At 64.7% G+C, this 24,925-nt stretch carries 25 protein-coding genes and 1 tRNA gene; 4 read left to right on the top strand and 22 right to left on the bottom strand.

Going from position 1 to position 24,925, the window contains the following annotated elements:
• Positions 1 to 133 precede the first annotated feature (133 nt).
• Both hfq and hflX read left to right on the top strand, forming a co-directional pair.
• The gene (gene hfq, locus K3172_RS09670; RefSeq protein WP_221589501.1) at positions 134 to 676 is read left to right on the top strand and encodes an RNA chaperone Hfq; all 543 of its coding nucleotides are present in this window, start codon (positions 134 to 136) and stop codon (positions 674 to 676) included.
• On the top strand, positions 655 to 1,986 hold the full coding sequence (hflX, locus tag K3172_RS09665) for a GTPase HflX (protein WP_247718129.1): 1,332 nt from the start codon (positions 655 to 657) through the stop codon (positions 1,984 to 1,986). Before hfq ends, hflX begins: the two co-directional genes overlap by 22 nt.
• Here the strand turns inward: hflX and mazG are convergent.
• The 10 genes from mazG to K3172_RS09615 form a co-directional block, all read right to left on the bottom strand.
• Entirely contained in the window at positions 1,983 to 2,762 is a 780-nt protein-coding gene (mazG, locus tag K3172_RS09660) for a nucleoside triphosphate pyrophosphohydrolase (protein WP_221589499.1), read from the bottom strand. The two genes, hflX and mazG, sit on opposite strands and share 4 nt — an antisense overlap.
• Positions 2,763 to 2,903: 141 nt before the next feature.
• The gene (locus tag K3172_RS09655; protein ID WP_221589497.1) at positions 2,904 to 3,071 is read right to left on the bottom strand and encodes a hypothetical protein; all 168 of its coding nucleotides are present in this window, start codon (positions 3,069 to 3,071) and stop codon (positions 2,904 to 2,906) included.
• On the bottom strand, positions 3,068 to 3,835 hold the full coding sequence (locus tag K3172_RS09650; protein ID WP_221589495.1) for an MBL fold metallo-hydrolase: 768 nt from the start codon (positions 3,833 to 3,835) through the stop codon (positions 3,068 to 3,070). Before K3172_RS09650 ends, K3172_RS09655 begins: the two co-directional genes overlap by 4 nt.
• Entirely contained in the window at positions 3,832 to 4,608 is a 777-nt protein-coding gene (locus K3172_RS09645) for a TatD family hydrolase (RefSeq protein ID WP_221589493.1), read from the bottom strand. Before K3172_RS09645 ends, K3172_RS09650 begins: the two co-directional genes overlap by 4 nt.
• Positions 4,608 to 6,164, bottom strand: coding sequence for a methionine--tRNA ligase (metG, locus tag K3172_RS09640; RefSeq protein ID WP_221589491.1), 1,557 nt, complete (start codon positions 6,162 to 6,164; stop codon positions 4,608 to 4,610). The genes K3172_RS09645 and metG overlap by 1 nt, the downstream gene beginning before the upstream one ends.
• Positions 6,157 to 7,107 (bottom strand): DNA polymerase III subunit delta', encoded by a 951-nt coding sequence (locus K3172_RS09635; protein ID WP_221589489.1) that lies wholly within the window; start codon positions 7,105 to 7,107, stop codon positions 6,157 to 6,159. The genes metG and K3172_RS09635 overlap by 8 nt, the downstream gene beginning before the upstream one ends.
• Positions 7,104 to 7,742, bottom strand: coding sequence for a dTMP kinase (gene tmk, locus K3172_RS09630; protein ID WP_221589487.1), 639 nt, complete (start codon positions 7,740 to 7,742; stop codon positions 7,104 to 7,106). The genes K3172_RS09635 and tmk overlap by 4 nt, the downstream gene beginning before the upstream one ends.
• Positions 7,739 to 8,905: a D-alanyl-D-alanine carboxypeptidase family protein gene (locus K3172_RS09625; protein ID WP_247718128.1), complete on the bottom strand. Its 1,167-nt coding sequence runs from the start codon at positions 8,903 to 8,905 to the stop codon at positions 7,739 to 7,741. Before K3172_RS09625 ends, tmk begins: the two co-directional genes overlap by 4 nt.
• Positions 8,906 to 8,938: 33 nt before the next feature.
• A complete protein-coding gene (locus K3172_RS09620) occupies positions 8,939 to 9,928 on the bottom strand; it encodes an SPOR domain-containing protein (RefSeq protein WP_221589485.1) in 990 nt (329 codons plus the stop codon).
• A 1-nt stretch (position 9,929) separates the two neighbouring features.
• Positions 9,930 to 10,952, bottom strand: a complete 1,023-nt coding sequence (locus K3172_RS09615; protein WP_221589484.1) for a lytic murein transglycosylase — start codon at positions 10,950 to 10,952, stop codon at positions 9,930 to 9,932.
• A gap of 119 nt (positions 10,953 to 11,071) precedes the next feature.
• On the opposite strand from K3172_RS09615, the gene K3172_RS09610 reads away from it, so the two are divergent.
• Positions 11,072 to 11,161, top strand: a tRNA-Ser gene (locus K3172_RS09610).
• Positions 11,162 to 11,283: 122 nt separating this feature from the next.
• Here the strand turns inward: K3172_RS09610 and K3172_RS09605 are convergent.
• The 8 genes from K3172_RS09605 to K3172_RS09570 form a co-directional block, all read right to left on the bottom strand.
• Positions 11,284 to 11,469 (bottom strand): hypothetical protein, encoded by a 186-nt coding sequence (locus K3172_RS09605; RefSeq protein ID WP_221589482.1) that lies wholly within the window; start codon positions 11,467 to 11,469, stop codon positions 11,284 to 11,286.
• Positions 11,470 to 11,532: 63 nt separating this feature from the next.
• Positions 11,533 to 12,264 (bottom strand): sulfotransferase-like domain-containing protein, encoded by a 732-nt coding sequence (locus K3172_RS09600; protein ID WP_221589480.1) that lies wholly within the window; start codon positions 12,262 to 12,264, stop codon positions 11,533 to 11,535.
• Positions 12,261 to 13,187, bottom strand: a complete 927-nt coding sequence (locus tag K3172_RS09595) for an aminotransferase class IV (protein ID WP_221589479.1) — start codon at positions 13,185 to 13,187, stop codon at positions 12,261 to 12,263. The genes K3172_RS09600 and K3172_RS09595 overlap by 4 nt, the downstream gene beginning before the upstream one ends.
• 1 nt (position 13,188) lies before the next feature.
• Entirely contained in the window at positions 13,189 to 15,048 is a 1,860-nt protein-coding gene (locus K3172_RS09590; protein ID WP_221589477.1) for a cation:proton antiporter domain-containing protein, read from the bottom strand.
• Positions 15,049 to 15,070: 22 nt separating this feature from the next.
• Positions 15,071 to 16,486, bottom strand: coding sequence for a dihydrolipoyl dehydrogenase (gene lpdA / locus K3172_RS09585; protein ID WP_221589475.1), 1,416 nt, complete (start codon positions 16,484 to 16,486; stop codon positions 15,071 to 15,073).
• Positions 16,487 to 16,494: 8 nt separating this feature from the next.
• Positions 16,495 to 16,848 carry an acyl-CoA thioesterase gene (locus K3172_RS09580; RefSeq protein WP_221591089.1) on the bottom strand — a complete coding sequence of 118 codons (354 nt, stop codon included), beginning with the start codon at positions 16,846 to 16,848 and terminating at the stop codon, positions 16,495 to 16,497.
• Between the two features lie 35 nt (positions 16,849 to 16,883).
• A complete protein-coding gene (locus tag K3172_RS09575) occupies positions 16,884 to 17,069 on the bottom strand; it encodes a hypothetical protein (protein WP_221589473.1) in 186 nt (61 codons plus the stop codon).
• A 25-nt stretch (positions 17,070 to 17,094) separates the two neighbouring features.
• The gene (locus K3172_RS09570) at positions 17,095 to 18,384 is read right to left on the bottom strand and encodes a pyruvate dehydrogenase complex dihydrolipoamide acetyltransferase (protein ID WP_221589471.1); all 1,290 of its coding nucleotides are present in this window, start codon (positions 18,382 to 18,384) and stop codon (positions 17,095 to 17,097) included.
• A 134-nt stretch (positions 18,385 to 18,518) separates the two neighbouring features.
• Here K3172_RS09570 and K3172_RS09565 point away from each other — a divergent pair, with 134 nt between their 5' ends.
• Positions 18,519 to 18,971: a universal stress protein gene (locus tag K3172_RS09565; RefSeq protein ID WP_221589469.1), complete on the top strand. Its 453-nt coding sequence runs from the start codon at positions 18,519 to 18,521 to the stop codon at positions 18,969 to 18,971.
• Here the strand turns inward: K3172_RS09565 and rnr are convergent.
• From rnr to phaR, 4 genes are all read right to left on the bottom strand, one after another.
• Positions 18,968 to 21,262 carry a ribonuclease R gene (rnr, locus tag K3172_RS09560; protein WP_221589467.1) on the bottom strand — a complete coding sequence of 765 codons (2,295 nt, stop codon included), beginning with the start codon at positions 21,260 to 21,262 and terminating at the stop codon, positions 18,968 to 18,970. The genes K3172_RS09565 and rnr overlap by 4 nt on opposite strands.
• Positions 21,263 to 21,320: 58 nt before the next feature.
• Positions 21,321 to 22,409, bottom strand: a complete 1,089-nt coding sequence (locus tag K3172_RS09555; RefSeq protein ID WP_345725635.1) for a M20/M25/M40 family metallo-hydrolase — start codon at positions 22,407 to 22,409, stop codon at positions 21,321 to 21,323.
• A 332-nt stretch (positions 22,410 to 22,741) separates the two neighbouring features.
• Entirely contained in the window at positions 22,742 to 24,283 is a 1,542-nt protein-coding gene (proS, locus tag K3172_RS09550) for a proline--tRNA ligase (protein ID WP_221589465.1), read from the bottom strand.
• A 50-nt stretch (positions 24,284 to 24,333) separates the two neighbouring features.
• The gene (gene phaR, locus K3172_RS09545; protein WP_221589463.1) at positions 24,334 to 24,876 is read right to left on the bottom strand and encodes a polyhydroxyalkanoate synthesis repressor PhaR; all 543 of its coding nucleotides are present in this window, start codon (positions 24,874 to 24,876) and stop codon (positions 24,334 to 24,336) included.
• Positions 24,877 to 24,925: the final 49 nt, after the last annotated feature.

Here is a 24,925-nt window from a genome sequence, read left to right as displayed (position 1 = left end):
AGCAATACAATCGTTGCGAAACGGGCGCGGAATAGCCAATATAGTAACGCGCGGCTCGGTGCGCGCGAAGTCGGGTGCGGTGGGCACCCCGATTGCGGATCCTTAGCGGTTCGCCAAGAACGGAGAGACAGATATGTCCGAACGTACGTTATCGGCGCGTCCGCGCCCGGAGAAACCCGCTGCGAGTGGCGGATCGGGGGCGAAGCAGGGAAGCCTGCAGGACGCATTCCTGAACCTTTTGCGCAAGAACAAGACCCCTGTGACCATGTTCCTGGTCAAGGGCGTCAAGCTCCAGGGCATTGTGACCTGGTTCGACAATTTCTCGATCCTGCTGCGGCGCGACGGACAGTCGCAGCTGGTCTACAAGCATGCGATCAGCACGATCATGCCGGCGCAGCCGGTCGACGCCAGCCAGTTCGCCAGCCAGAATTCCAATGCCAAGCAGCGCCTGCTGCAGGACGTGTTCCTCACGCGCGTCCGTCAGGCTGAGGCGCAGGTTACGATGTTCCTGGTCAACGGTGTGATGTTGCAGGGCAAGATTGCAGCCTACGACCTGTTCTGCATGCTGCTAGAACGCGACGGCTATGTGCAGCTTGCCTACAAGCATGCGGTTTCGACTATCCAGCCTGCCACCCCGGTCGACCTGACCGAGGAATGGGACGAGGACGACAACTGAGCTTCGACGACGATCTGATGGGCGAGGTTTCGCGCGGGGCGCGGGCACTCGTCGTGTGCCCCGACATCAGGGGCATGTCCTATGACCTCGGCGCCGAGGCGCGCCTTGCCGAGGCGGAGGGGCTCGCGCTCGCGATCGGCATCGTGATCGCGGACAGCTTCGTGCTGCCCGTCCGGCAAGTCAGGCCGAACCTCCTGTTCGGCGCGGGGCAGGTCGAGAATATCCGCATCGCCTGCGAGCAGAACGAGGCGGAGCTGGTCGTGGTCGATGGTGCGCTGACGCCGATCCAGCAGCGCAACCTCGAAGACAAGCTGGCGCGAAAGGTCATCGACCGGACAGGGCTCATCCTCGAAATCTTTGGCGAGCGCGCGGCGACTGCGGAAGGCCGGCTGCAGGTCGAGCTCGCGCATCTCGATTACCAGCAGAGCCGCCTCGTTCGCAGCTGGACCCATCTCGAGCGCCAGCGCGGCGGCTTCGGCTTCCTCGGCGGCCCGGGCGAAACGCAGATCGAGGCCGACCGCCGCATGATCCGCCAGCGCATGGGCCGCCTGCGCCGCGAACTCGAGCAGGTGCGCAAGACGCGCGGCTTGCATCGCGAGCGGCGCGAGCGTGCGCCCTGGCCGGTGATCGCGCTCGTCGGCTATACCAATGCGGGCAAGTCGACGCTGTTCAACCGGCTGACCGGTGCCGAGGTGATGGCCGAGGACCTGCTGTTCGCCACGCTCGATCCCACAATGCGGGCGATCGCGCTCCCCGGTGTCGAGAAAGCCATCCTCTCCGACACTGTGGGTTTCATCTCCGACCTGCCGACGCAGCTGGTCGCGGCCTTCCGCGCCACGCTGGAAGAGGTGACCGCGGCCAATGTCATCGTGCACGTGCGCGATCTCGCCAACCCGTCGAGCGCGGCGCAGAAGAAGCAGGTGTTGCAGGTGCTCGCCGATCTCGGCGTGGTCAGCGAAGAGGGCAGTGCCGATGCGATCCCGATCATCGAAGCCTGGAACAAGCTGGACCTGCTCGATGCGGATGCGCGCCGCGAACTCTTGGACATCGCGGATGGGGACGAGGACATCGTCGCGCTGTCGGCGCTGACGGGGGAAGGGGTGGATGATTTGGAGCGCCGTCTCGACGAACTGCTCACCTCGGGCGCCCGCGCGCATGCGATCGTGCTTGCGGCAGGCGAAGGCAAGAAGGTCGCTTGGTTGCACCAGCACGGCAACGTGCTGGAGGAAACGGTCGCGGCGGAAAGCGGCGAAACACACCTGGTCGTCAGGCTGACCGACAAGGAATTCGGTCGGTTTTCACAGCTTTAGACCGGTTTTGTCGACCTCTCCATAGCTTTTACCTTTTGCCAATATGCCTCCTGCTCGTCGAGCGAAAGTTCGGCGAAGGTGACGCCGTCGACCTCTGCCAGCGCCTCCATCTTGCGGAATCGAGCCTCGAATTTCGCGTTCGAGGCGCGCAAGGCCTGTTCGGGGTCGACGCCGTAGCGCCTGACGATGTTGACCATCACGAACAGGATGTCGCCCGCTTCCAGCAGCCGCTCGTCTTCGGTGGCGGCGGCTTCCAGTTCCCCCAGCTCCTCGCGCAGTTTTTCGATCGGGCCTTCGACGTCCGCCCATTCGAAGCCGACGCGCGCCGCGCGCTTCTGAAGCTTGTGCGAACGGAGCAGGGCGGGAAGGGCGAGGGCCACCCCGTCCATCGCACTGGTTTCGCCGGCCGCTTCGCGCTCTGCCGCCTTGAGGTCTTCCCAGCGGCCATCCTCCATCACGCCGCCTTCGTCGCCGAAAATGTGAGGATGCCGCGCTTCCATCTTGTCGGAAATGTCACGCGCCACGTCTTCGAAGGCGAAATGACCGGCTTCCTCGGCCATGCGCGAATGGAAGACGACCTGGAACAGCAGGTCGCCCAGTTCGCTGCGCAGATCGCGCATATTGTCTCGGGCGATGGCATCCGAGACTTCGTAGGCTTCCTCGATCGTGTACGGCGCGATCGTGCCGAAATCCTGCGCGGTGTCCCATTCGCAGCCGTGCTCGGGATCGCGCAAGCGCGCCATGATCGACAGGAGACGTTCCAGGTTGGCAGACATTGTGTTGCCTCTAGCGCGGGTTCGTGCGGATCGACAGGGCGGTCGGAGTTCCGATCCACTGCTGGCTGAGCATTAGAGTGATAATATATATTATGTTAAATAAGGAAGTGATCGGGAAAGACTGGCCGGGTATCTCCCCGCCTAGCGGACCAGGTCGATGAACAGGACCACGATCGCGAAGATCCCGGCCCAGATCCCCGCCATGAACAGCCCCTTGCGCCATTCGACCTTCTTTTGCCGAAATCCGGCCGAGACCAGGATCAGAAACCCGAGCAGCGAGACCAGCGACACGATCTGGTGTTCGTTCATGCGCGCATCTCCAGGCCGTCATAGCCCACGGTGACGCCGGCCGGCACTTCGGCGCACAGGCTGCGGTAATCCATGCTCTTGTCCATATGGGTAAGCACGACGCGTTTCGCCCTGGTCTTGCGGCCAAGTTCCAGTGCCATCTCCAGATTGGCATGGGTCGGATGCGGCTTGCGCCGCAGGCAGTCGACCACGAGGATATCGGTCCCGCTGAAGCACTTGAGCATGGCGGGCGTGATCTCGCTGAAATCGGTCGCATAGACCAGTGCCTTGCCGTCCGCCTCGAAGCGGAAGCCCGTGCTGGTCACAGGACCGTGCGGCATCTCGACGAAATCGAAGGAAAATCCTGCAACTAACGGTTTCGACGTAATTTCTTTCAGATCGATCAGGGTCGGATAGCCGAACTGGCCTTCGAAGACATAATCGAACCGCCGCTTGAGGCGCTCGCAGGTCACCTTGCTGGCAAAGCCCGGCAAGGGATTGCTGCGATCGTAGCGCATGACGCGCAGGTCATCGATGCCGTGGCAGTGATCCGCATGGTCATGCGTCCAGAAGACCGCGTCGACCTTCGCAACATCATTGGCCAGCAGTTGCGCGCGCAGATCGGTCGAGGTGTCGACGAGGATGCGCTGGCCGGAATCGTTCTCGACGATGATCGACACGCGGCTGCGGCGGTTGCGCGGCTCTGCCGGATCGCATTCGCCCCAGTCGTTGCCGATCCGCGGCACACCCGTCGACGTGCCCGAGCCGAGCATCAGCAGCTTCACGCGGCGGCCTTGCTGAAGAGACGGTAGAAATTGCGGGTCGTGTAATCGGCCAGGGTTTCGAGCGATTCCCCCCGCAGCCCGGCGATAAACGCGGCGGTGTCGCGCACGTAACCCGGCTCGCAGCTCTTGCCTCGGTGCGGCACCGGCGCGAGGAAGGGGCTGTCGGTTTCGACCAGCAGGCGATCCTGCGGAATGGTCTTCGCCATCGCCTGCAAGTCCTTGGCATTCTTGAAGGTTACGATCCCCGACAAGGAGATCGACAGGCCGAGCGCCAAGACCTGCTCGCCGAATTTCGCCGAGGCGGTGAAGCAGTGGATGAGGGCGGGAAAGGCCCCCTCGCCCAGCTCTCCTTCCAGAATGTCCAGCGTATCCGCTTCGGCATCGCGGGTGTGGATGATCACCGGCAATCCGGTTTCCCGCGCGACGTCGATATGCATGCGGAACAGGCGCTTCTGTGCTTCCCGGTCCGAGTGGTCGTAATAATAGTCGAGCCCGGTTTCGCCGATCCCGATGACCTTCGGGTCGCGCGTCGCCGCCAGCAAGTCCTCCCGCGTGAGATCGAGGTGCTCATCGGCATTGTGTGGGTGGATGCCGACGCTGGCATAGACATCGGGCGTCTTGCGCGCAGTGCCGACGACCTGTTCCCACTCCGCCTGCCTGGTCGAGATATTGAGGAAGGCCTTTACCCCTGCCCCGCGCGCACGATCGAGCACGCCGGCCTGATCGTCGACCAGCCCTTCGTATTCGAGGTGACAGTGACTATCGACCAGCATCAGGCGGCCTCTTCTGGCAATTCCAGGCGCGGGAAAACCGGGGTCGGTTTGTCCACGACATGTCCCGCCGCGACCAGCGCCCCGAACCAGCTCTCGTCGGCAAGGTCGGCATAGGTCCTGCGATCGGTGGCAACGCCCAGCTGGTCCAGTACCGCGGCAGCCTTGTCCGGAACGACGGGCTGGATCGCGATGGCGAGGTCGCGGATCGCGATGAAGAGCGTCTGGAGCACGGCTTTCATGCGTTCCGGATCGGTCTTCTTGAGCGCCCAGGGGGCCTGCTCATCGACATACTGGTTGCATGCGTAGACCGCCCGCAGCCAGGCCTCGATCCCGACCGAGAAGGCTAGGTTCTCGAACTGCTCGGGCAGAGTGTCGGCGCAGGCAGAGCGCACCGTGGCGAGCAGCGCCTTGTCATCGTCCGCAGTTTCGAAGGCTTCCAGCTTGCCGTCCATATTCTTCGAGATCATGGATAGAGTGCGCTGCGCCAGATTGCCGAAGCTGTTCGCCAGCTCCGCATTGACCTTATTTACAAGGGCTTCCGCCGAATAGCTGCCATCCTGCCCGAAGGTCACTTCGGCCATCAGGAAGTAACGCAGGGCATCGACGCCGAATTTCCCGGCCAGTTCCATCGGATCGGTCACGTTGCCGGCCGATTTCGATTCCTTGACCCCGCGGTTGAGCAGGAAGCCGTGGCCGAACACCTTTTTCGGCAGCGGCAGATCGGCGCTCATCAGGAAGGCAGGCCAGTAGATCGTGTGGAAGCGGACGATGTCCTTGCCGATCAGGTGGAGGTCTGCCGGCCAGAACTTGTCCCACAGCGCCCCGCCATCGGGATAGCCGACGCCCGTGATGTAGTTGGTGAGCGCATCGACCCAGACGTACATGACGTGGCCGTCGCTGCCGGGCACCTTCACCCCCCAGTCGAAGCTGGTGCGGCTGACCGACAGGTCCTGCAACCCGCGTTCGACAAAAGCGATCATCTCGTTGCGACGGCTCGCCGGCTCGAGGAAACCGGGCGTCCGCAACAGGTCGAGCAGCGGCTCGGCATAGTTCGACAGGCGGAAGAACCACGTCTCTTCCTCGGTCCACTCGACCGGCGTGCCTTGGGGCGAGAGCTTTTCGCCCCCCTCCCCTTCGACGAGTTCCTTCTCGTCGTAATAGGCCTCGTCGCGGACTGAGTACCAGCCTTCGTAGCGGTCTAGATAGAGATCGCCCTTCGCGGCCATGGCCTCCCAGATCGCCTGGCTGGCGCGGTGATGATCGGCATCGGTGGTGCGGATGAACCGGTCGTAGGAAATATTGAGGACGTCAAACAGCGCCTTGAAATGGCCCGACATTTCGTCCGCCAGCGCGCGAGGTGTCATGCCGAGATCGCGCGCCTTCTGCGCCATCTTGAGCCCGTGCTCGTCGGTCCCGGTCTGGAAACGCACCTCGCGTCCACGCAGGCGCTGGAAGCGGGCAATGACGTCGGCCGCGATGGTCTCGTAGGCATGGCCGATATGCGGCTTGCCGTTGGGATAGTGGATCGCGGTGGTCAGGTAATAGGGTTCAGCCATCGGCCCGCTCGCTAGCCGTAGCGGCGTTTGCGAGCAAGGTGCCGATTTCCATGGCGAGCAATCCGGCATCGAAATTGTAGGTGGGTTGCTCTCCGGTCAGGCGGACCAGATCGGCATGCGCCTCGATCACCGGGCGCGGGTCGTCGAGGCCAAGCTCGATTTTTTCCGCCAGTGCCGCGCGTGCGAGATCGAGCACCGCCTGCAGACGCTCGCGGTCCGGCCGGGCCCCGATAGTCGCGGCGAGGCGCCCACGGAGGGTGAAATCGTCATCCCCTCGCTCGAGGATCGTGCGCATGAACGAAGCGGCGTCGCCCAGCTCGAGCTCCACGAAGGCCAGTGCCGCCCCCGGCGAGCCGGCAGCGGCCGTGATCGCCGCAGCCCGCGTAGCGCTATCCGCACCCGGCGCGAGATCGGCGAGCAGGTTTTCCATCCTCGCCGCCTCCACCGTGGGGAACCGCAGGACGCGGCACCTTGAGCGAATGGTAGGGAGCAATCGCGCGGGACTATGCGCGACCAGCAGGAAGAACGTGCCGGCAGGAGGCTCCTCGAGGCTCTTTAGGAGCGCGTTGGCGGCATTGCGCTCGAGATCGTCGGACGGGTCGATGATGATCGCGCGTCGCCCACCCATGGTCGGACGGGTGTTGAGGCGCTGCTGCATGGCCCGGACTTGCGCGATCCGGATGCTGCGGGCCAGTTCGAAGGGTTTGCCCTCGGCGCGCTTGCGCTCTTCCTTGTCGTCCTTGGCGCCGTGGGTCAGCACTATGATGTCCGGGTGATGCTCCATCCCGGGATTCGCGCCGACCAGCTCGCGGGCGGCAGAGAGCGCGAAACTGGCCTTGCCGACACCCTTGCGTCCAGCCAGCAGCCAGGCATGGTGCATCCGTGTGCCCTGCGCTGCATCGCGCCACTGGCGCCAGGCATCGTCGTGGCCGAGCAGGGTCACCGGTCGTCGCCGAGCAGCGCGGAGACCGCGTCCATCACGCGGGCGTGGACCTCTTCGATGGAGCCCATTCCGTCTATCACCCGGAAGCGGTCGGGCTCCTGTTCCGCGAAAACGAGAAACGCGGAGTTGACCGCCGTGTGGTAGCGCGCGTTCCGGCCGCCGATGGCGTCCGACGTATCGCCATCGCGGTCGGCAAGGCGCGCCTCCACGCTGGATTTGGCAGCCTCGATGACAATCGTCAGGTCCGGCAGGAGGCCATGGCTGCCGATCTCATGCAGCATCCGGATGCGGTCGTCGCCCAGACCGCCGGCCACGCCTTGGTAGGCGCGGCTCGAATCGAGAAACCGGTCGCATACGACCCACCGCCCCGCGTCCAGCGCCGGGCGGATGAGCCGGGCGACATGGTCGGACCGGGCCGCGGCGAACAACAAGGCCTCGGCTTCCCCCTGCCACCCTTCCCCGGGCGGATCGAGCAGCAGGTGCCGGATCGCCTCGGCGCCCGGGGTGCCGCCGGGTTCGCGCGTCAGTTCGACCGCGATGCCCTTGTCCTGCAGCGCCCGGGCTAGGAGGCGGGCCTGGGTCGACTTGCCCATGCCCTCGCCGCCTTCCAGCGCAATGAAGCGCCCAAGGTTCAAGAAAACCACCCGAGGATGCCGTTGGCGATGCGCTGCAACGGATTGGCTTCCGCGACATCGCTTTCGGCCACGAGGGGCACACGGCTCTCCGGCATGCCGTCGATAGATATGACGAGCTCGGCAATTTCCTCGCCCTTGGCGATCGGTGCCTGCAAGGGCCCCTCGTAGGCGATCGTCAGGCTGACAGCCTGCTTGCGGCCATTGGGAATCGCCACCCGCACCGGCCCGAGAGCCTGCAGGCCGACGGCCCGCGACGCCCCGTCCTGGACTCGTGCGGTCCCGACGATCTTGCCGCGGCCGACGAGCGGTTCGCTCTCGAACGCGGCAAAGCCCCACTCCATGAGCTCGCGAGAGGCCTTGTTGCGGGCCTTGCCGGTCGGACTGCCGGCGACGACCATGATGAGGCGCTGGCCATTGCGCTGCGCCGAACCGAGGAAGCCGTAGCCGGCCTGGTTGGTGAAGCCGCTCTTGATCCCGTCCGCGCCCCGCACCACTCCGGTTATCGGATCGTGATTGCGCTGGGCGATGCCGTTGTATTCGAAGCCTTCGGCGCCGAAGAAATGCCGGTATTTGCTGGGGTGCCGCGCGATCATCGTGCGGCCGAGCAATGCGAGATCGTGCGCCGTCACGAAAGTATGCCCCTCGTCCATCCAGCCGTTTGGAGTCCCGAAGTAACTGTCGGCCATGCCGATCTCTTGCGCCTTGGCGTTCATCGCCGCGAGCCAATCCCCGAGCGAACCGGCAGCGCCTTCGGCCAGCACCACCGCGCCGTCGTTCGCCGAAATGGTGGTGACACCGTGAAGCAGATCGTCGACGGTTACGCGCGCGTCCTGCGGGAGAAACATGGTCGAACCGACCCGGTTCCACTTCCGGAAGGTCTCGGGGCGAACGGTATAGACCTGCTGGGGGAACAGGCGGCCTTCTTCCATCCATTCGAAGGCGAGGAACGCGGTCATGGTCTTTGTGATCGACGCCGGCATGAATCGGCGGTCCGGATCGCGGGAGAACAGGACCTGACCACTCGTCGCATCGATGAGATAGGCGATCGGGGCATCGTCGCTAGACGGTATTGCGGGTGCGGTCTCTGCAGTGCGCGGTTGCGCTGCCGACGGGGTTGCCGCGAGGAGCAGCGCCGCTCCCATCGATGTCACCAGATTACGCAATGTCGCTCCCGAGCCCGGCCCGGAGCCGGCATGTCAGTCAGTGGTCTTGATCAGGGCGTCGCTATAGCCTTGAGCGCGCAGCTTTGCGAGCGCCTCGGCCGCCTGTCCACGGCTTGAGTAGGGCCCGACCCTCACGAGCGAAAACTTGCCGGCGCTGACGACGAAGCCATCCACTCTCCGTGCGAGCGCGGCGGCATTCGCCTCGACCGAGAAGGCGCCGAGCTGGACCGTGAATCGGCCCTGGTCTGCGGGCGGTGTCGCAGTTGGCGTCTCACCGGATTCGACCTGCGATTCCGCAGTTTCCGCAGGCGAGGCTGCCGGTTCGGCTGACGCGGCAGGCTCAACGGGAGTCGGGACGGGAGCCTCTTCGTCCTGCGCTACGTCACCGACCGGCAGGTCTTGCGAGGGATCGATCGAGGCAATCACGCTCGCGGTCGGAATCTGGCCGCTCACGGTAGCCTGCCGGGGATCGCCGAGGGAGACCGATCCGGCTTCCGGCAACTTGCGCTTGAGGACTTCGAGCAACCCCTGCGGTGTATCCATCCGCAGCGGTGCCTGCTCCCCTGCGCGCAGTTTGGCGCGATGCTCCTCCGGCGGGTTCACGCGGCGCATGCGAATGGCCGCACCCTCCCCTTCGCCGAGCTGGGCGAGCGCCTCGGGCGACAGTGCAATGAGCCGATCGCTGGTCATCGGCCCCCGCCGTTCGAGCCGCACGAGGATCGTCCGACCCGTTTCGAGCGACGTTACCTCGACATAGCTGGGGAGCGGCAGGGTCTTGTGGGCACCCGTTATGCCTGCGGCCGTGCCATCATCTTCGGCGAGATAGCCAACCCGGTCGTAATTCATCACATCGAACGGCGTGAACGTCTCCCCGTCGATGACGAAGGGCTCGCCGAGGACTACCGGGTAGTCACCCGCAGGGCCATAGGGGTCGAGCGGCGCCTGCGCAGTCGCATCCCGCGCCTGCGAGGCGCACGCACCGAGCAAGAGGACGCCAGCGAGCGCCGCGGCTCCGACCCTCATTTCAGCGCGCAATCTCATCGGCAAGGAGCCCCACACTCATCGCATAGTAGTTGGAGCAGTTGTATTCGAGGATGACCCGATAATTCGACGTTAACAGCCAGGCAGGTGCGCCCGGTCCGTCAGGCTGAAACAGCGTTGCCTGGACGTCGGGCGCAAGGGGGCGCTGGGGCTGGACGCCCAACGCGCGCCATTCCGCTACAGTCTTGTAGACACTGTGACGCTCGTGAACGCGCTCGCAAACCGGTGCTCGAATCTTGGTGCGGTACGCGTCGATGTCGAAGCCGGCGGGGATATAGGCGCGCACTCCCCACGGCTGTCCCGTACGCCAGCCGGAATCGCGGAAGTAGTTGGCAATCGATGCCAGCGCATCAGAGCCATTGTTCATGATGTCCGCGCGCCCGTCGCCATCGCCGTCTGCGGCAAGGCGCAGATAGACCGACGGCAGGAACTGCGGATTGCCGAAAGCCCCCGCCCAGCTGCCCTTGAGATCGCTCCGCGAATAGCCCTTGTCGGCGACCTTCATGAGCGCGACCCATTCGGATGCGAAGAGATCGCGGCGGCGGCCTTCCCACGCTAGTGTCGCAAGCGCCTGCGAAAGGTCGAAGCCGCCTTTGACCGCACCATAGGCGGTTTCGTGGCCCCAGATCGCGGTCAGGATTTCGCCCGGTACGCCATATTCGCGCTCGATCGCCCGCAGCCGGCCGCTGTAGTTCGAGAATGCCCGGCGTCCGCCCGCAATGCGCGCATCGTCGACATGCGTAGCGATATAGGGCGCAAGCGGCGGATAGCCGCTGCTCGTGGGCGTGCCCGGCTGGCTGCGATCAAGCGAAATGACGCGCGAATTCGGTTCTAGTCCCGCTGTCATCCGCTGGAGCGTGCTCTCGGAAACGCCTTCAGCCCTTGCCCTCGCCATCAGCAGTTGAAGATAGGCATCGAACGAAAGGTCGGTTTGCGCGGCGGCGGGCCCTGCCGGCAAAGAGAGACAGAGTGCGGCAAGGATGATCGAGAGATTGGGAAATTTCATGAGCCGATTGTCGCAGACCGAGTATGAATGGCAAGTGTCGCGTGTCGCAGCGAAATTTCGTTCTGGCTATTCTCGGGCGTGACAAGGCGCGGACCTGCGGCTAGCTGCGACAGGCGCGCGGACAGGTGGCAGAGCGGTTGAATGCAGCGGTCTTGAAAACCGCCGTGGGTGCAAGCCCACCGTGGGTTCGAATCCCACCCTGTCCGCCAGCCAATCCGGCCATTTGGCCGGATTCGACGGCGGATAGCGTGTGGTGGACGAACGCATGGTTCGGAGTCGCAGGCGCACAGCGCCGGAGACGGCCAAAGGCCAATCCCACCCTGTCCGCCAGCTACGCCTGCTCGTCCACTTCCGTCCTGACCAAGGATTGATCCTTGCGCTGGGAGACCGGGTAATCCTCGGGGTTTACGCTGGACTGATTTTTCAATGCGATGTGATCTTCGACGATGCCGCCATCCCGGCGTGCTTCGGCATCGTCATGGTCGCCTTGGGGCTGGTCGTCGATTTCGTATTCCATGATGCTCTCCTCTCATCCCGCAATGCACGAGTGGCCGGTGGGTTGCGGTGGGGCGAAGAGAATTCAGACAGGCCGTATCCTGTATCTGGCGAGCGCCTCGTAATCCGCCCGGCACTGCTCGGCTACGGCGGCGAAGTCGCCTTCCAGCTGCGGCATGTTTGCGGGAGCTTTGCCGAACCCGGTCGACGCATTGACCGCATCGTACCAATGCGCGCCCCAGATGCCGTCTTCTGGTAGCGGCCCCTTCTCCCAGGACAGCATCGCCGGATCCCACGCAATGTCCAGCGCCTCGCACAGCCTGGCCAGCACGCCTGCGGGATCGGCGAGGATATCGTCCGAATCCACCACCGGCGGGACAGATCTGGACCGTTCGAGTTCGAAGTCGAAATAGCGGCGCATCTGCGCGAAACCGAGCATTTCCGCGCGGCGGAGCTCGTTCTTCTTCTGGTAGCTCGCAACCACACGCTCGGGCGCGCGGATCAGGAAGGCGTGCCGATGCTTCGGCATGTCCGCGATCGACAGCGGGCCGACCATGTGATGCGGCATATGTTTCTGGTACCAGAGCGGCGCACCGCCCGGGGCCCTGCCCGATTGCGTCGCCAGCACCGAATGCCAGTCGCAATCCATCGCGGCGATGGTTTCCGCCGCCATCGGATGCGGCTCTCCGGTTGCCTTGAGGTAAGCGCCGTAGAAGGGCTCGTCCGACACCGCGCAATCGGCCCGCGCGCCGAAGCTGCGCATCATGGCGGTCGAGATGTTGCGCGGTCCCGACCACATGGCGATGCGGATCGTCATGGGCGTGATCTGCCCCCTACGTCCTTGGCAAGCCGTTCGAGATACAGCTGCTGCAATCGCTCGACCATCGGCCCGCGCTGATCCCCCAGCACGCGACCGTCCACCGCGCCGACCGGGGCAACGCCGGCGAAGGTCCCGGTGGTGAAGGCTTCGTCCGCGCCATAGACGTGCGTGAGCGAGAAATTGCGCTCGCGTACCGTGATCCCGTCTTCCCTGGCCACCTCGATCACGACGCCGCGGGTGATCCCGTCGAGGCAATAGTCGCCGCTGGAGGTCCAGACTTCCCCGTCCCTGGCGATGAAGAAATGCGTCGAGTTGCAGGTCGCGACGAAGCCATGGGGATCAAGCATCAGCCCTTCGTCCGCGCCGGCCTGTGCGGCCTGGATGCAGGCGGTGATGCAATTGAGCTTGCTGTGCGAATTCAGCATCGGGTCCTGCACGTCGGGATAGCCGCGCCGCACATGCACGGTTGCGAGCTTGAGCATGCGCGTGGCCGTTTCCGGGGCGGGCTCCTTCCATTCCGGAATGATCACGATGGTGGCGGGCGAGACGACGACCCGCGGGTCCTGATAGGGCGTGGAGCGGATGCCGCGCGTCACCATCAGGCGGATGTGGACCCCGTCGCCCGTCATGCCGTTGGCGTCGAGTACCGCGTAGAGCCGCCGTTCGAGTTCCGCCCGGTCGATCCCCACGTCCATGTGGATCGCCTTGGCCCCGCGATAGAGGCGGTCGAGATGCCGGTCGAGAAATGCGAGCCGGCCCGCGTGCAGGCGGATCCCCTCCCATACGCCGTCGCCGAGCATGAAGCCGCTGTCGAAGACGCTGATCTTCGCGTCGGGACGGGGGAAATGGTCGCCGTTGATGTCGATGACGACCGTCTCGTTGCGGGCGTCGGGGATGTAAAGATGGGTGCCCTGTGTCACGTCAGCTCCCTCTCGATGCGATCTGGTCCATCGCGTCCCGCAGTTTCGGGTCCCATTCGGCCTTCAGCTCGCGGATTTTCGCGAGCAGTTCCTCGTTTTCGTAAGGCGGGATGTCGAGGCGGTAGACGTCCGCGATCTCCCGCATCGAGGTGCGGTCCATTTCCTCCCAGGCGTCGACCATCGCATTGGCCGCCTGCCGGTCATGACCCAGCGCCTCATAGACCGAGCGACCCATGCGCAGCGCGCTGTCGTAGGTTTCGCGGATGATGTCGCGGCAACCCATCGCCCACAGGTGATAGACGTGATCGCGGTCTTTCGCCCGCGCGACGACATGCAGATTCGGGAACATCTCGCAGGCATAGCGGACAAGCTTGTCGATCTGCTCGCGTTCGTCGAGCGCCACGACGAGGATTTTCGCCCGGTCGATCCCGGCGCTGGCGAGCAGGTCCGGCCGGGTGGCATCGCCGAAATAGGTCTTCACGCCGAACTTCTTGAGGTTCTCGAGATGCTGGCTGTTGTAATCGATGACGGTCGCATGGTGGCCGGCGGCATCGAGCATGCGGTCAACGATCCCGCCGACCCGGCCCCGCCCGGCGATGATGATCGCGTTCTCTTCCTCGATGCTGTCGGCCTCGCGCATCTCCCGATTGCTGCAATAGGCGTGGGCGATGACCTTGTCGTAGAGGATGAACAGCAGCGGCGTCACCAGCATGGTCAGCGCAACGATCAACAGCAGGAGATCGGCGAGTTCGGTCCCCAGCACCGCATTGCCGAGCGCAAAGGAGATGAGGACGAAAGCGAACTCGCCCGCCTGCGGGAGGCTGAGCGCGAACAGCCACAGCGATTCGCGGCGCAGGCCGTAGGACCAGCCGACCAGCATCAGGACCGCGAACTTCGCGGCAATGGTGATCGCGGCCCAGAAGAGCACCTCGTCCATCCGTTCGGCCGCAAGGCCGAAGTCGATGCCAGCGCCGACCGTGATGAAGAAGAGGCCGAGCAGCAGGCCCTTGAACGGGTTGATGTCGCTTTCGAGCTCGTGCCGGTATTCGCTGGTCGCGAGCACGACGCCCGCGACGAACGCACCGAGTGCCGGCGACAGGCCGACGAGCGACATCATCAGGGCGATGCCGATCACCACGACCAGCGCGGCAGCCGTGAAGAGCTCGCGCAGGTTCGCTGCGGCGATGTAACGGAACAGCGGACGGATGGCATAGATCCCGATGGCGATCACCGCGCCGACCGCCGCGATCCGCACGATGGCGGCCAGCCAGCCGGTCATGTGTTCGGTCAGGTCGAGCCCGCCATGCGCGCCTTCGCCAGCGTGCCCGGCGGCCGCGGCGGCAAGTTCCGGCAAGGCCAGCAGCGGGATCAGCGCCAGGATCGGGATGACCGCGACGTCCTGCACCAGCAGCACCGAGAAGCTCGCCTCCCCGCCCTCGCTCCTGAGCAGGTTCTTCTCGGTGAGCGTCTGCACGATGATCGCGGTCGAGGAGAGCGCGAGTATCATGCCGATCGCGAGCGCGGTCTGCCACGGATAGCCGCTGACGACGCTGAGGCCGGCAAGCGCCAGCGTGGTGAGAAGGACCTGTCCTCCACCCAGCCCCAGCAGCTTGCCGCGCATCTCCCACAGCCGTTTAGGCTCAAGCTCAAGCCCGACGATAAACAGCATCATCACCACGCCGAACTCGGCGAAGACCTGCAGCGCCTCGACGTCGACCCTGAGCGCGCCCAGCAGCGGGCTGATCGCCATCCCTGCAAGAAGGTAGCCCAGCACCGAGCCGAGCCCGAACCGGCTCGCCAGCGGCACCGCCACCACCCCTGCGATCAGGAGCAGGAAGGCGAGGATCAGGAAACCGGTCATCGCCCCTCCCTATCGCACCGCCCTAGATGTGCAATGCCCGCCCGTGGCTCGCAAGAACGCTTTCGTGCATGCTTTCGCTGATCGTCGGGTGCGGGAAGACGGTGTTCATCAGTTCCGCTTCCGTCGTCTCCAGCGTCTTGCCGACGACGAAGCCCTGGATCATCTCGGTCACCTCCGCGCCGACCATGTGCGCGCCGAGCAGTTCGCCGGTCTTGGCATCGAACACGGTCTTCACGAAGCCTTCCGCCTCGCCCAGCGCGATGGCCTTGCCGTTGCCGATGAAGGGGAAGGTGCCGGCCTTGACCTCGTAGCCCGCTTCCTTGGCCTTGGCCTCGGTCATGCCGACGCTGGCGATCTGCGGGTGGCAATAGGTGCAGCCCGGGATGTTGTTGCGGTCGAGCGGATGCGGCTGGACGTCCTTGTTGCCGAGTTCCTTGGCAATTGCCTCGGCGGTGGTGACGCCTTCATGGCTCGCCTTGTGCGCGAGCCATGGGCCCGGAGTGCAGTCGCCGATGGCCCAGAGGCCCTTCGCCTTGGTGCGGCCATAGGGATCGATCTGGATGAAGCCGCGGTCCATCTCGACCAGCTTCTCGAGCCCGATGTTCTCGGTGTTCGGGACGATGCCGATGGCGGTGATGCAATGGGTGAACTCGGTTTCGGAGACCTTGCCGTCCTTGGCCTTGATCTTCGCCTTCACACCCTTGTCCGAAACGGTGAGCGCCTCGACACCTGCGCCGGTCATGATGGTCATGCCCTGCTTGCTCAGGCTCTTCTCGAGGAAGGCGGAGACATCCTTGTCCTCGACCGGCACGATCCGGTCGAGCATTTCGACAACGGTCACGTCGCAGCCCATGTCGTTGTAGAAGCTGGCGAACTCGATACCGATCGCACCCGACCCGATCACCAGCAGCTTCTTGGGCATTTCAGGCGGCGTCATGGCGTGGCGATAGGTCCACACGCGCTTACCGTCCGCCGGAGCAAAAGGAAGGTCGCGCGCACGTGCGCCGGTGGCGACGATGACGTGCTTGGCGGTCAGTTTCTCCTCGCCCTTCTCACCCTTCACGGTGAGGCTGGTCGGGCCGGTCAGCGTGCCCTCACCCATGTGCACCGTGATCTTGTTCTTCTTCATCAGGTGCGTGACGCCCTGGTTGAGCTGCTTGGCAACGCCGCGGCTGCGCTTCACCACGGCCTCGAGGTCCGCCTCGATCTTCCCTGCGATCTTCAAGCCGTAGTCGCTCGCATGCTGCGCATAGTGGAGGATCTCGGCCGAACGCAGCAGCGCCTTGGTCGGGATGCAGCCCCAGTTTAGGCAGATGCCGCCGAGCAGTTCGCGCTCGACGATGGCGGTCTTCAGGCCCAGCTGCGCGCAGCGGATCGCCGCGACATAGCCGCCGGGTCCACTGCCAAGCACGATGACGTCGTATGAAGTATCAGCCATAGGTCTCTCTAATCATTTACCGAAAGCGCGGCGGCATTCACCGCGCGCGGCTTGTTTTCCTCGTCCAGAAGCACGAATTTGAAAGTGCCCTGCGCAACCTTGGTTTCGGCCTCGCCATTGCGTTCGCGGGCGATGGCTTCGGCAGTGATGGTGAGCGAGGTGTTCCCCCTCGCCGCGATCTCGCAATAGACCGAAAGCTCGTCGCCCACCTGCATCGCGCCGGGGAAAGCGAAGTCGGTTGCCGAGACGACCACCGCTTTGCCCTTGCCCTCGCGGCTCGCGAGCGAACCCGCGCCGAGCGCCATCTGGCTCATCAGCCACCCGCCGAACACCCCGCCATAGGGGTTGAGGTCGGTCGGCATGGCGGTGACGCGGATTTGAGGGGGGCGGTCAGGCGTCAATTGCGGATCAACCATATTCCAGCTGCGCCCAGCAATAGGGCGATGACGATTCCGCCAAAAATGCCTTTCAAGGCATCACCACCATTATGCGCAGCCATCAATTGCACGAAGTACGCAAGCCCCGTGAGCAAGGCCGCCCCGACGCCCGCCAAGATCAGAACGATCCCCAAGAATGTTTTCATAGTTGAGACTCGTCCCGAGTTTCTCTCAAACCACCAGCCCCATCGGGTTCTCGACCAGCTGCTGGAACGCCTGCATCAGCGCTGCGCCGTCGGCGCCGTCGATGGCGCGATGGTCGAAGCTGCCGGTGGCGCTCATCACGGTGGCGACGCCCAGTGCTCCGTCGATCACCCACGGACGCTGCTCGCCCGCGCCGACGGCGAGGATCATCGCCTGCGGCGGGTTGATGACCGCGTCGAACTGCTTGGTGCCGAACATGCCGAGGTTGGAGAGCGAAGCGGTGCCGCCCTGGAATTCATGCGGCTGCAGCTTGCCGTCCTTGGCCTTGCCCGCCAGCTCCTTCATCTCGGTGCTGATCTGCGCGAGGCCCTTGCGGCCCGCATCGCGGATGATCGGCGTGATGAGGCCCGAAGGCGCAGCCACGGCGACCGAGATATCCTCGCGGGCAAACTGGAACAGCTCGTCGCCCTGGAAGCTGACATTGCACTTGGGCACCCGCTGGAGCGCGCGGGCCAGCGCCTTGATCAGCAAGTCGTTGACCGACAGCTTCACGCCGTCTGCTTCGAGGCTCTTGTTGAGCTCGCCGCGCAGCTTGAGCAGCGCATCGAGGCGCACATCGACGGTGAGGTAGATATGCGGGATCGTCTGCTTCGCCTCGGTCAGGCGGCGCGCGATGACCTTGCGGACATTGTTGAGCTTCTGCGCTTCGTACGGCGCATCGAGATCGCCGCCCAAGGTTGCGGGCTTGGCCGGCGCGGCTGGGGCAGGAGCGGCAGCTTCGGACTTCGCAGGCCCAGCACCCGGCTGCGCGCCCTCGACATCGGCCTTCACGATACGGCCATTGGGGCCGCTGCCCTTCAGGCTCGCAAGGTCGATGCCCTTCTGCTCGGCAATGCGCTTGGCGAGCGGCGAGGCGAGAATGCGGTCGCCCGATGCCTTTGGCGCCGCGGCGGCGGCTGCCGGTGCCGGTGCCGGTTTCGCCGCTGGCGTCGGGGCCGGTGCTGCTTCGGCCTTGGGTTCCGCCTTCGCCTCTTCGGTTGCAGGAGCCGCCGCAGCAGCCTCGCTCACGTCCTCGCCCTCTTCCGCGAGCATGGCGATGACGGTGCCGACCTTCACGCCTTCGGTCCCTTCCTCGACCGCGATCGAGGCGATCGTGCCCTCGTCCACGGCTTCGAATTCCATAGTCGCCTTGTCGGTCTCGATCTCGGCCATGATGTCCCCGGCGCTCACCGTGTCGCCCGGTTTCACCAGCCACTTGGCGAGCGTGCCCTCCTCCATGGTGGGCGACAGGGCGGGCATCTTGATCGGCGTGGGCATGGTTCTGACGTTACGTCCTCGCTGGGGAGAGTGTGCGCTGGAACCTCTGGCCAAATTGGCGTGCGCAAGCAAGGTCCTTGCGCAGAATACGAATTACAAGATAGGCCCACCTCACGGGAGCCGAGGGGACACACATGCGCATCTACCTTGTCGTGATGGACGAGACCGAGGAAGCGAAGCAGGCGCTGCGCTTCGCCTCGCTACGCGCCTACAAGACCGGCGGGGCGGTCCACATCCTCGCGCTGGTGCCGCAGCAGACCTTCAACGCCTTCGGCGGGGTGCAGGCGACGATCGAACAGGAAGCGCGCCAGCGGGCCGAGGTGATCGCCAACAATGCCGCGGGCAATATCTTCGGCGAGATGGGCAAGATGCCGACCATCGCCGTGCGCCCCGGGCCACCGGCGGACGTGATCCGCAAGTATATCGAGGAGCACGGCAATATCGCCGCTCTGGTGCTGGCGACGAGCGCGGAGGGGAACTCCGGCCCGCTCGTCAACCACTTCTCGGCGCATGCGGGCAGCCTGCCCTGCCCGCTCTACCTGATCCCCGGCGGTTTGAGCCGCGAGGATATCGACGCCCTCGCCTAGCGCTTCTTGCCGCGCCCCTGGTGGCGGATATTGCCCGGGCGGCCGCGCTTGCCCTGATCGTGTGACTGGCGCGGGGCGCCGGTCCCTTTCTTTGGCCCCTTTTGCGGCCCCTTCTTCTGGTGGGTGCGCTTTTTGGGCGCCTGGCGATCACCGCGTTTCTCGATTGCCGAGCCGTCGCTGTCGGGTACTTCGAACTTGAGCGCGCCGGTCAGCGCATTGGCTTCCGCCAGCTTGAGCTTGAGCCGGTCGCCGACGGCGTAGACCGTGCCGCTCTGCTCGCCGATCAGCTTCTGCGCCTTTTCGTCGTAGCGGTAATATTCGCGGCCCAGCGTGCTGACCGGGACGAGGCCGTCGCCGCCCAGCTTGTCGATCGTGGCGAAGAAGCCGAAGCTCTGGACGCCGGTAATACGCGTGTCGAAAGTCTCGCCCACGCGGCCCGAGAGCCAGGCGGCGACATAGCGGTCGATCGTATCGCGCTCGGCTTCCATCGCACGGCGCTCGGTCTGGCTGATGGCATCGGTGATCTGGTGCAGCGCGGTCTTGTCGCGGTCCGACAGGCCGGTCGCTTCGGGCAGGTCGAGGCGCTTGTCGGGCTTGGGCTGCTCGAGCTTGTAGGCGTCGACCAGCGCGCGGTGCACCAGCAGGTCCGCATAACGCCTGATCGGCGAGGTGAAATGGGCATAGCTGCCGAGCGCGAGGCCGAAGTGGCCCTCCTTCGCCGGGCCATAATAAGCCTGCATCTGGCTGCGCAGCACCGCCTCCATGATCAGCGCCTTCTCGGCCAGATCGGCAATGTCTTTGAGCATGCGGTTGAACAGGCCGGGGGTGATGACCTGCCCAAGCGCCAGCTTCTTGCCCTGCGACTGCAGGTAATCCCGCAGCGCCAGCAGCTTGTCGCGGCTCGGCGTTTCGTGAATGCGATAAACTACCGGCGCGGTCTTGGCCTCGAGCGCCTTGGCCGCCGCGACATTGGCAGCGATCATGAAGTCCTCGACCACGCGGTGCGCCTCGAGCCGTTCGCGCACGGCGATTTCCTCGATCTGGCCCGCGTCGTTCAGCTTCACCTGCCGTTCGGGCAGTTCGAGGTCGAGCGGATCGCGCGCCTCGCGGGCCTTGAACAGGAGCTTCCAGGCGCCCCAGAGATTGACCAGGTAGTCCGGTGCATCGCCCGCGTCGATGGCTGCCTGTGCGTCCTCGTAGGCGATATTCCGCGCCAGTCTCACGATGGCGCGGGTGAAGCGCCACTTGGTGACCTTGCCCTCGGTGTCGATGTGCAGGTGGCAGGCCATCACCGCGCGGTCGACATCCTGCTTGAGACTGCAAACATCGGCGCTCAGCACCTCTGGCAGCATCGGCACGACGCGGTCGGGGAAATAGACCGAATTGCCCCGTTTCCTGGCCTCGCGGTCGAGCTGGCCCCCGGGCCGTACGTAATAGCTGACGTCGGCAATGGCGACGATGGCGCGATAGCCCCCCTCGCCATCGGGCTCGGCCCAGATCGCATCGTCATGGTCGCGCGCATCGGCGGGGTCGATGGCGACGATCGGCACTTCGCGCAGGTCCTCGCGGTGGTCGGGCGAAAGCGGCAGGTCGACCGCGCGCTCGGCTTCCTGGATGGCCTCCTGCGGGAAGATATGCGGGATGCCGTGCTTGGCGATGGCGATGAGGCTGAAAGCCTTGGGGGCGAGCGGATCGCCGATAACCTCGACGACCTTGACCTTGGAGCGCGGCGATTTGCCCATGCGCTCGGCAAGGACGAGTTCGCCTTCCTGCGCTTCCCCGACGTCGCCGATGGGGGCGGAATCGCGTACCCGCTTGTCGACCGGGGCCAGCCAGTACTGTCCGCTGCCGTCCTTTTCGACGACACCCATCAGGCCCTCGGTGCGCGCCGGGAGCTTCTTGATCGGGATGGCCTGCCAGCCGTTTGCCGTCTCCTCGTTACGGGCAAGGATGCGGTCGCCACGCTTGAGCGCGGCCATCTTCTTGCCTTCCTTGACGACGAGGCGGGGCGGCTTGTCCTTGCTGTCGGGGGACCAGTTCTCGGGCTCGGCGATGGGTTCGCCATCCTCGATGGCGACGATCTTGAGCACGGTGACCTTCGGTACGCCGCCCATCCGGTGATAGGCAGTGCGCTTGCCGTCGATCAGGCCTTCCTCGGCCATGTCCTTGAGGCGCTTTTTCAGCGCTATCTTTTCCTGCCCCTTGAGGCCGAAGGCCTTGGCGATTTCCCGCTTGCCTGCGGGCGTATCGGACGTCTGGATGAATTCGAGTATCTGTTCTGTGCTCGGCATACCTTTCGGCTGCCGATGTTTGTTCTGTTTTGTCATGCGTCCCTATATGGGGAAGCGCCTACTCGCTGTCATCCTCGGCCTTCGCGACTGGTGCGAATTGGCCAGCCGGCACGGCGCTGGCGAACGGGCTGCAGATGGCACCGAAAGTGCACGCTGCAACGCCGAAGATCCAGTCATCCCCGCGCACGGGCTGCACATTGCTGATGCGCCGCTGTTCCATGGGTTCCGGTTCGCCGACCGGTGTTTCGAAGGTCAGGATCGTCGCTTCGCCCTCGCGCCATGAGCTTTCGTCGGTACGCCGCTTCGCGATGACATAATAGGTTGCGCCCTTCACGCCCTGCCATTCGAGTAGCGTGTCGGTGCGGACAGCGGCCTCGGCGCTGGGGACCGGCGGTGCGGGCGTGCGCGCCAGCTTGTCGAGGGCGCGGATGTTGAACTGGGTCACCTTGGCCAGATAGGGAAAATCCATCTCTTCCGGCGTGTCGCCATAAACGGTCGCGCCCTCGGTTCGCAGGTCCTGGTGCTGGTGCTCGTAATCCTCGACGGCGACGGTGATCCGCACGGCGGGATAGCCTTTCTCGAGGAAAGGGATCTGGTCGCCGCCGCGCCCCATCCGGTCGGTGCGCCAGATCTGGCGGACGTCCAGCCCGCCCGCGGCCTTGTCGGCCAGCCCGTCGAGCCAGCGCGAAAGGTTGCGGCTCGGCGTGTCGTTCTCCCCGCCCTCGCGGCGTTGCGCAGCGCGCAGATCGTCGGTCAGGTCGGCCCGCGGCCCTTCCGAAAAGACGCGCACATGCTGGTCGTCGCAATAGCCGTCGCTGCCGCACGAACCGCCGACGATGTCGTTGTTGAGGACCGCCTTGACGTCCCATCCCTGCTCGGCGGCGTAATCGGCCATCAGGCGGCCGCCATAAAGGCCCTGCTCCTCGCCCGACAGCAGCGCGTAAACGATGGTCACGGGATAGCTTCGCGTGGAAAGCTGCCGGGCGGCCTCTAGCACAAGCACGGTGCCCGACCCGTCGTCATTGGCGCCCGGTGCGTCCACCTTCCAGTCGAGCGGATCGGAGCCGCGGCTGTCGATATGCGCCTGCACGATCACGACTTCGTTCGGCCGTTCGGTCCCGCGCTGGATCGCGACGGCGTTACGCAAGCGAACGGGCTCTGGAATGCGCGCGCCCGAGACCATCCGCTCCGGAGCGACGATTTCGAGGCAGTCGCCGCATTCGGCCGAGATACGCCCGAATTCCGCGAGCCCCCAATCGACCGCTGCGCCAATCCCGCGCGTGGGATTGTCCTGCTCGGACAGCGTGTGGCGCGTTCCGACAAGCGACCAGAGTGTCGATATCGGCCCGCAGGCGCTCTTGCGAAACGCCGGCGGCCGGATCGGCCTCCTGCGCTGCGAGTGGCGTTGCGAGGAGGGAGGAGATAAGGGCGAGTTTCTTCATGGCCGAAGCTCTCGGCCAAACCCGCCCTCAAATCAAGCTAGTAAGCCTTGGCCAATAGCACGCGCTCGACGGCCTTTTCGCCAGTGAAGATGCAGGGACCGTTCGCGGGAGCCGAACCGATCGGCACGTTGCGGATGGTGAGCTTATGCTCCTTCAGGCGCTCGACGACCTTGTCGAGTGCGTCACCGGTCGGCTTCGACCACTGCACCTCGACCCAGCCAGGATACTTCGTGCCTGCAAAATGCTGCTCGACCTCGGCGAAGTCGGTCACGCCGCGGGTGATGTTCGCATCGCGGCGATCCTGGGCTTCGACCAGCAGCGCGCTCTGGATATCGGCGAGGACGTCGGGGATGGTCTGCCCGGCGACTTCGCGGGTCGGCATCTGGAAGGCAGGCTTGCCGGTTTCGGTTTCCCACAGGCGGTCGCGGCGCAGCATGCTGACGACGCCGCTTTCCATGTCGCGGCCACCGACCTCGATGATCACGGGTACGCCCTTGCGGACATAGTCCCAGCGCTTCTGTGCCGCCTTGCCCGGCTTGGTATCGAGCATCACGCGAAGCGGTTCGCCAAGCACGCGATGGCCCGCAAGTGTGGCGCGCAGGCCTTCGCAATAATCGATGAGCTCCTGGTCTTCGGGCTTGTCGCGCAGCATCGGCAGGATCACGACCTGCTGCGGCGCGATTGCAGGTGGCAGCCGCAGTCCGTCGTCGTCGCCGTGGGTCATGATGACACCGCCGACCATGCGGGTCGAAACGCCCCAGCTGGTCGTATGGGCGAGGCTTTCGCTGCCCTCCTTGTTCTGGAACTTGATGCCGCTGGCCTGCGCGAAATTGGTGCCGAGATAGTGGCTGGTGCCTGCCTGAAGCGCTTTGCCATCCTGCATCATCGCTTCGATCGACCAGGTTTCGACAGCGCCCGGGAAGCGCTCGTTCTCCGGCTTTTCTCCCGCGACGACTGCAAGCGCGAGGTCCTCGTCCGCGAAGGCGCGATAGACTTCGAGCATGGTAAGCGTGTGCTCCTTGGCCTCGGCCTCGTCCGCGTGGGCGGTGTGGCCTTCCTGCCAGAGGAATTCGCTGGTCCGCAGGAACATGCGCGTGCGCATTTCCCAGCGAACGACATTGGCCCACTGGTTGAGCTTCAAAGGCAGGTCGCGCCACGACTGTACCCAGCGCGCCATCGCGTCGCCGATGATCGTTTCCGAGGTCGGCCGCACGACCAGCGGCTCTTCCAGCTTCGCTTCGGGATCGGGCACGAGCCCGCCATCTGGCCCGGCGATCAGGCGATGATGGGTGACGACCGCCATTTCCTTGGCGAAGCCTTCGACATGCTCCGCCTCGCGCTCGAAGTTGGACAGCGGGATGAAGATCGGGAAATAGCAGTTTTCGTGACCGGTCGCCTTGATCCGGTCGTCGAGCAGTCGCTGCATGCGTTCCCAGATGCCGAAGCCCCACGGCTTGATGACCATGCACCCGCGCACGCCCGATTCCTCGGCCATGCCGGCGGCGCTGATGACTTCCTGGTACCACGCCGCAAAATCGTCTTCGCGCCTGGTGTTCAAGGCATGGCGGATTTGGGCCACGTGGCTAATTCCTGTAATCTAGCAGTTGGATCGGCGCGGGGCCGATGGCGTCATTTGCTGAGTTCGTCCAGCTTCTTCTGCATGGCCGCCATCTGCTCGCGCATCTTCGCAAGTTCTTCCGCCTGGTCTGGCTTGGCCGGCTTGCGGGCACCCGGGAGCAGCGCCTCGGCCGCGTTCTGCATCATCTTGAAATTGGCTTCGGCCATCTTGGCCAGCGGGTTGGCTTCGATCCCCTTGGCGAACGCCGCCTGTAGCTGTTCGCGGTTCTTGCGGAAGTTCGCCATGCTGGCTTCGAGATAGCTCGGCATCATCGACTGCATCGAATTGCCGTACATGCCGATGAGGTCGCGGAGGAAGCTGACCGGGAGCATCTGCGTGCCGTGGCTTTCTTCCTCGACGATGATCTGCGTGAGGATGGTGTGCGTGATGTCGTCCCCGGTCTTGGCGTCGAGCACCTGGAAGTCGACGTTATCGCGCACCATTTTCGCCAAGTCGTCGAGCGTGATGTAGCTGCTGGTGTCGGTGTTGTAGAGCCGCCGGTTGGCGTACTTCTTGATGATGATCGGCTCGCCATCGGCAGTTCGCTTGGCCATTCTGACACGCTCCCCAATTTGTGCAGTGCGAGGACGGCTTAGCACGTGC

This window comes from Qipengyuania proteolytica (assembly GCF_019711565.1).
Lineage (GTDB): Bacteria > Pseudomonadota > Alphaproteobacteria > Sphingomonadales > Sphingomonadaceae > Qipengyuania > Qipengyuania proteolytica.
Note: the sequence above shows the minus strand (reverse complement) of the source record. Positions and strands in the feature narration are given on the sequence as shown.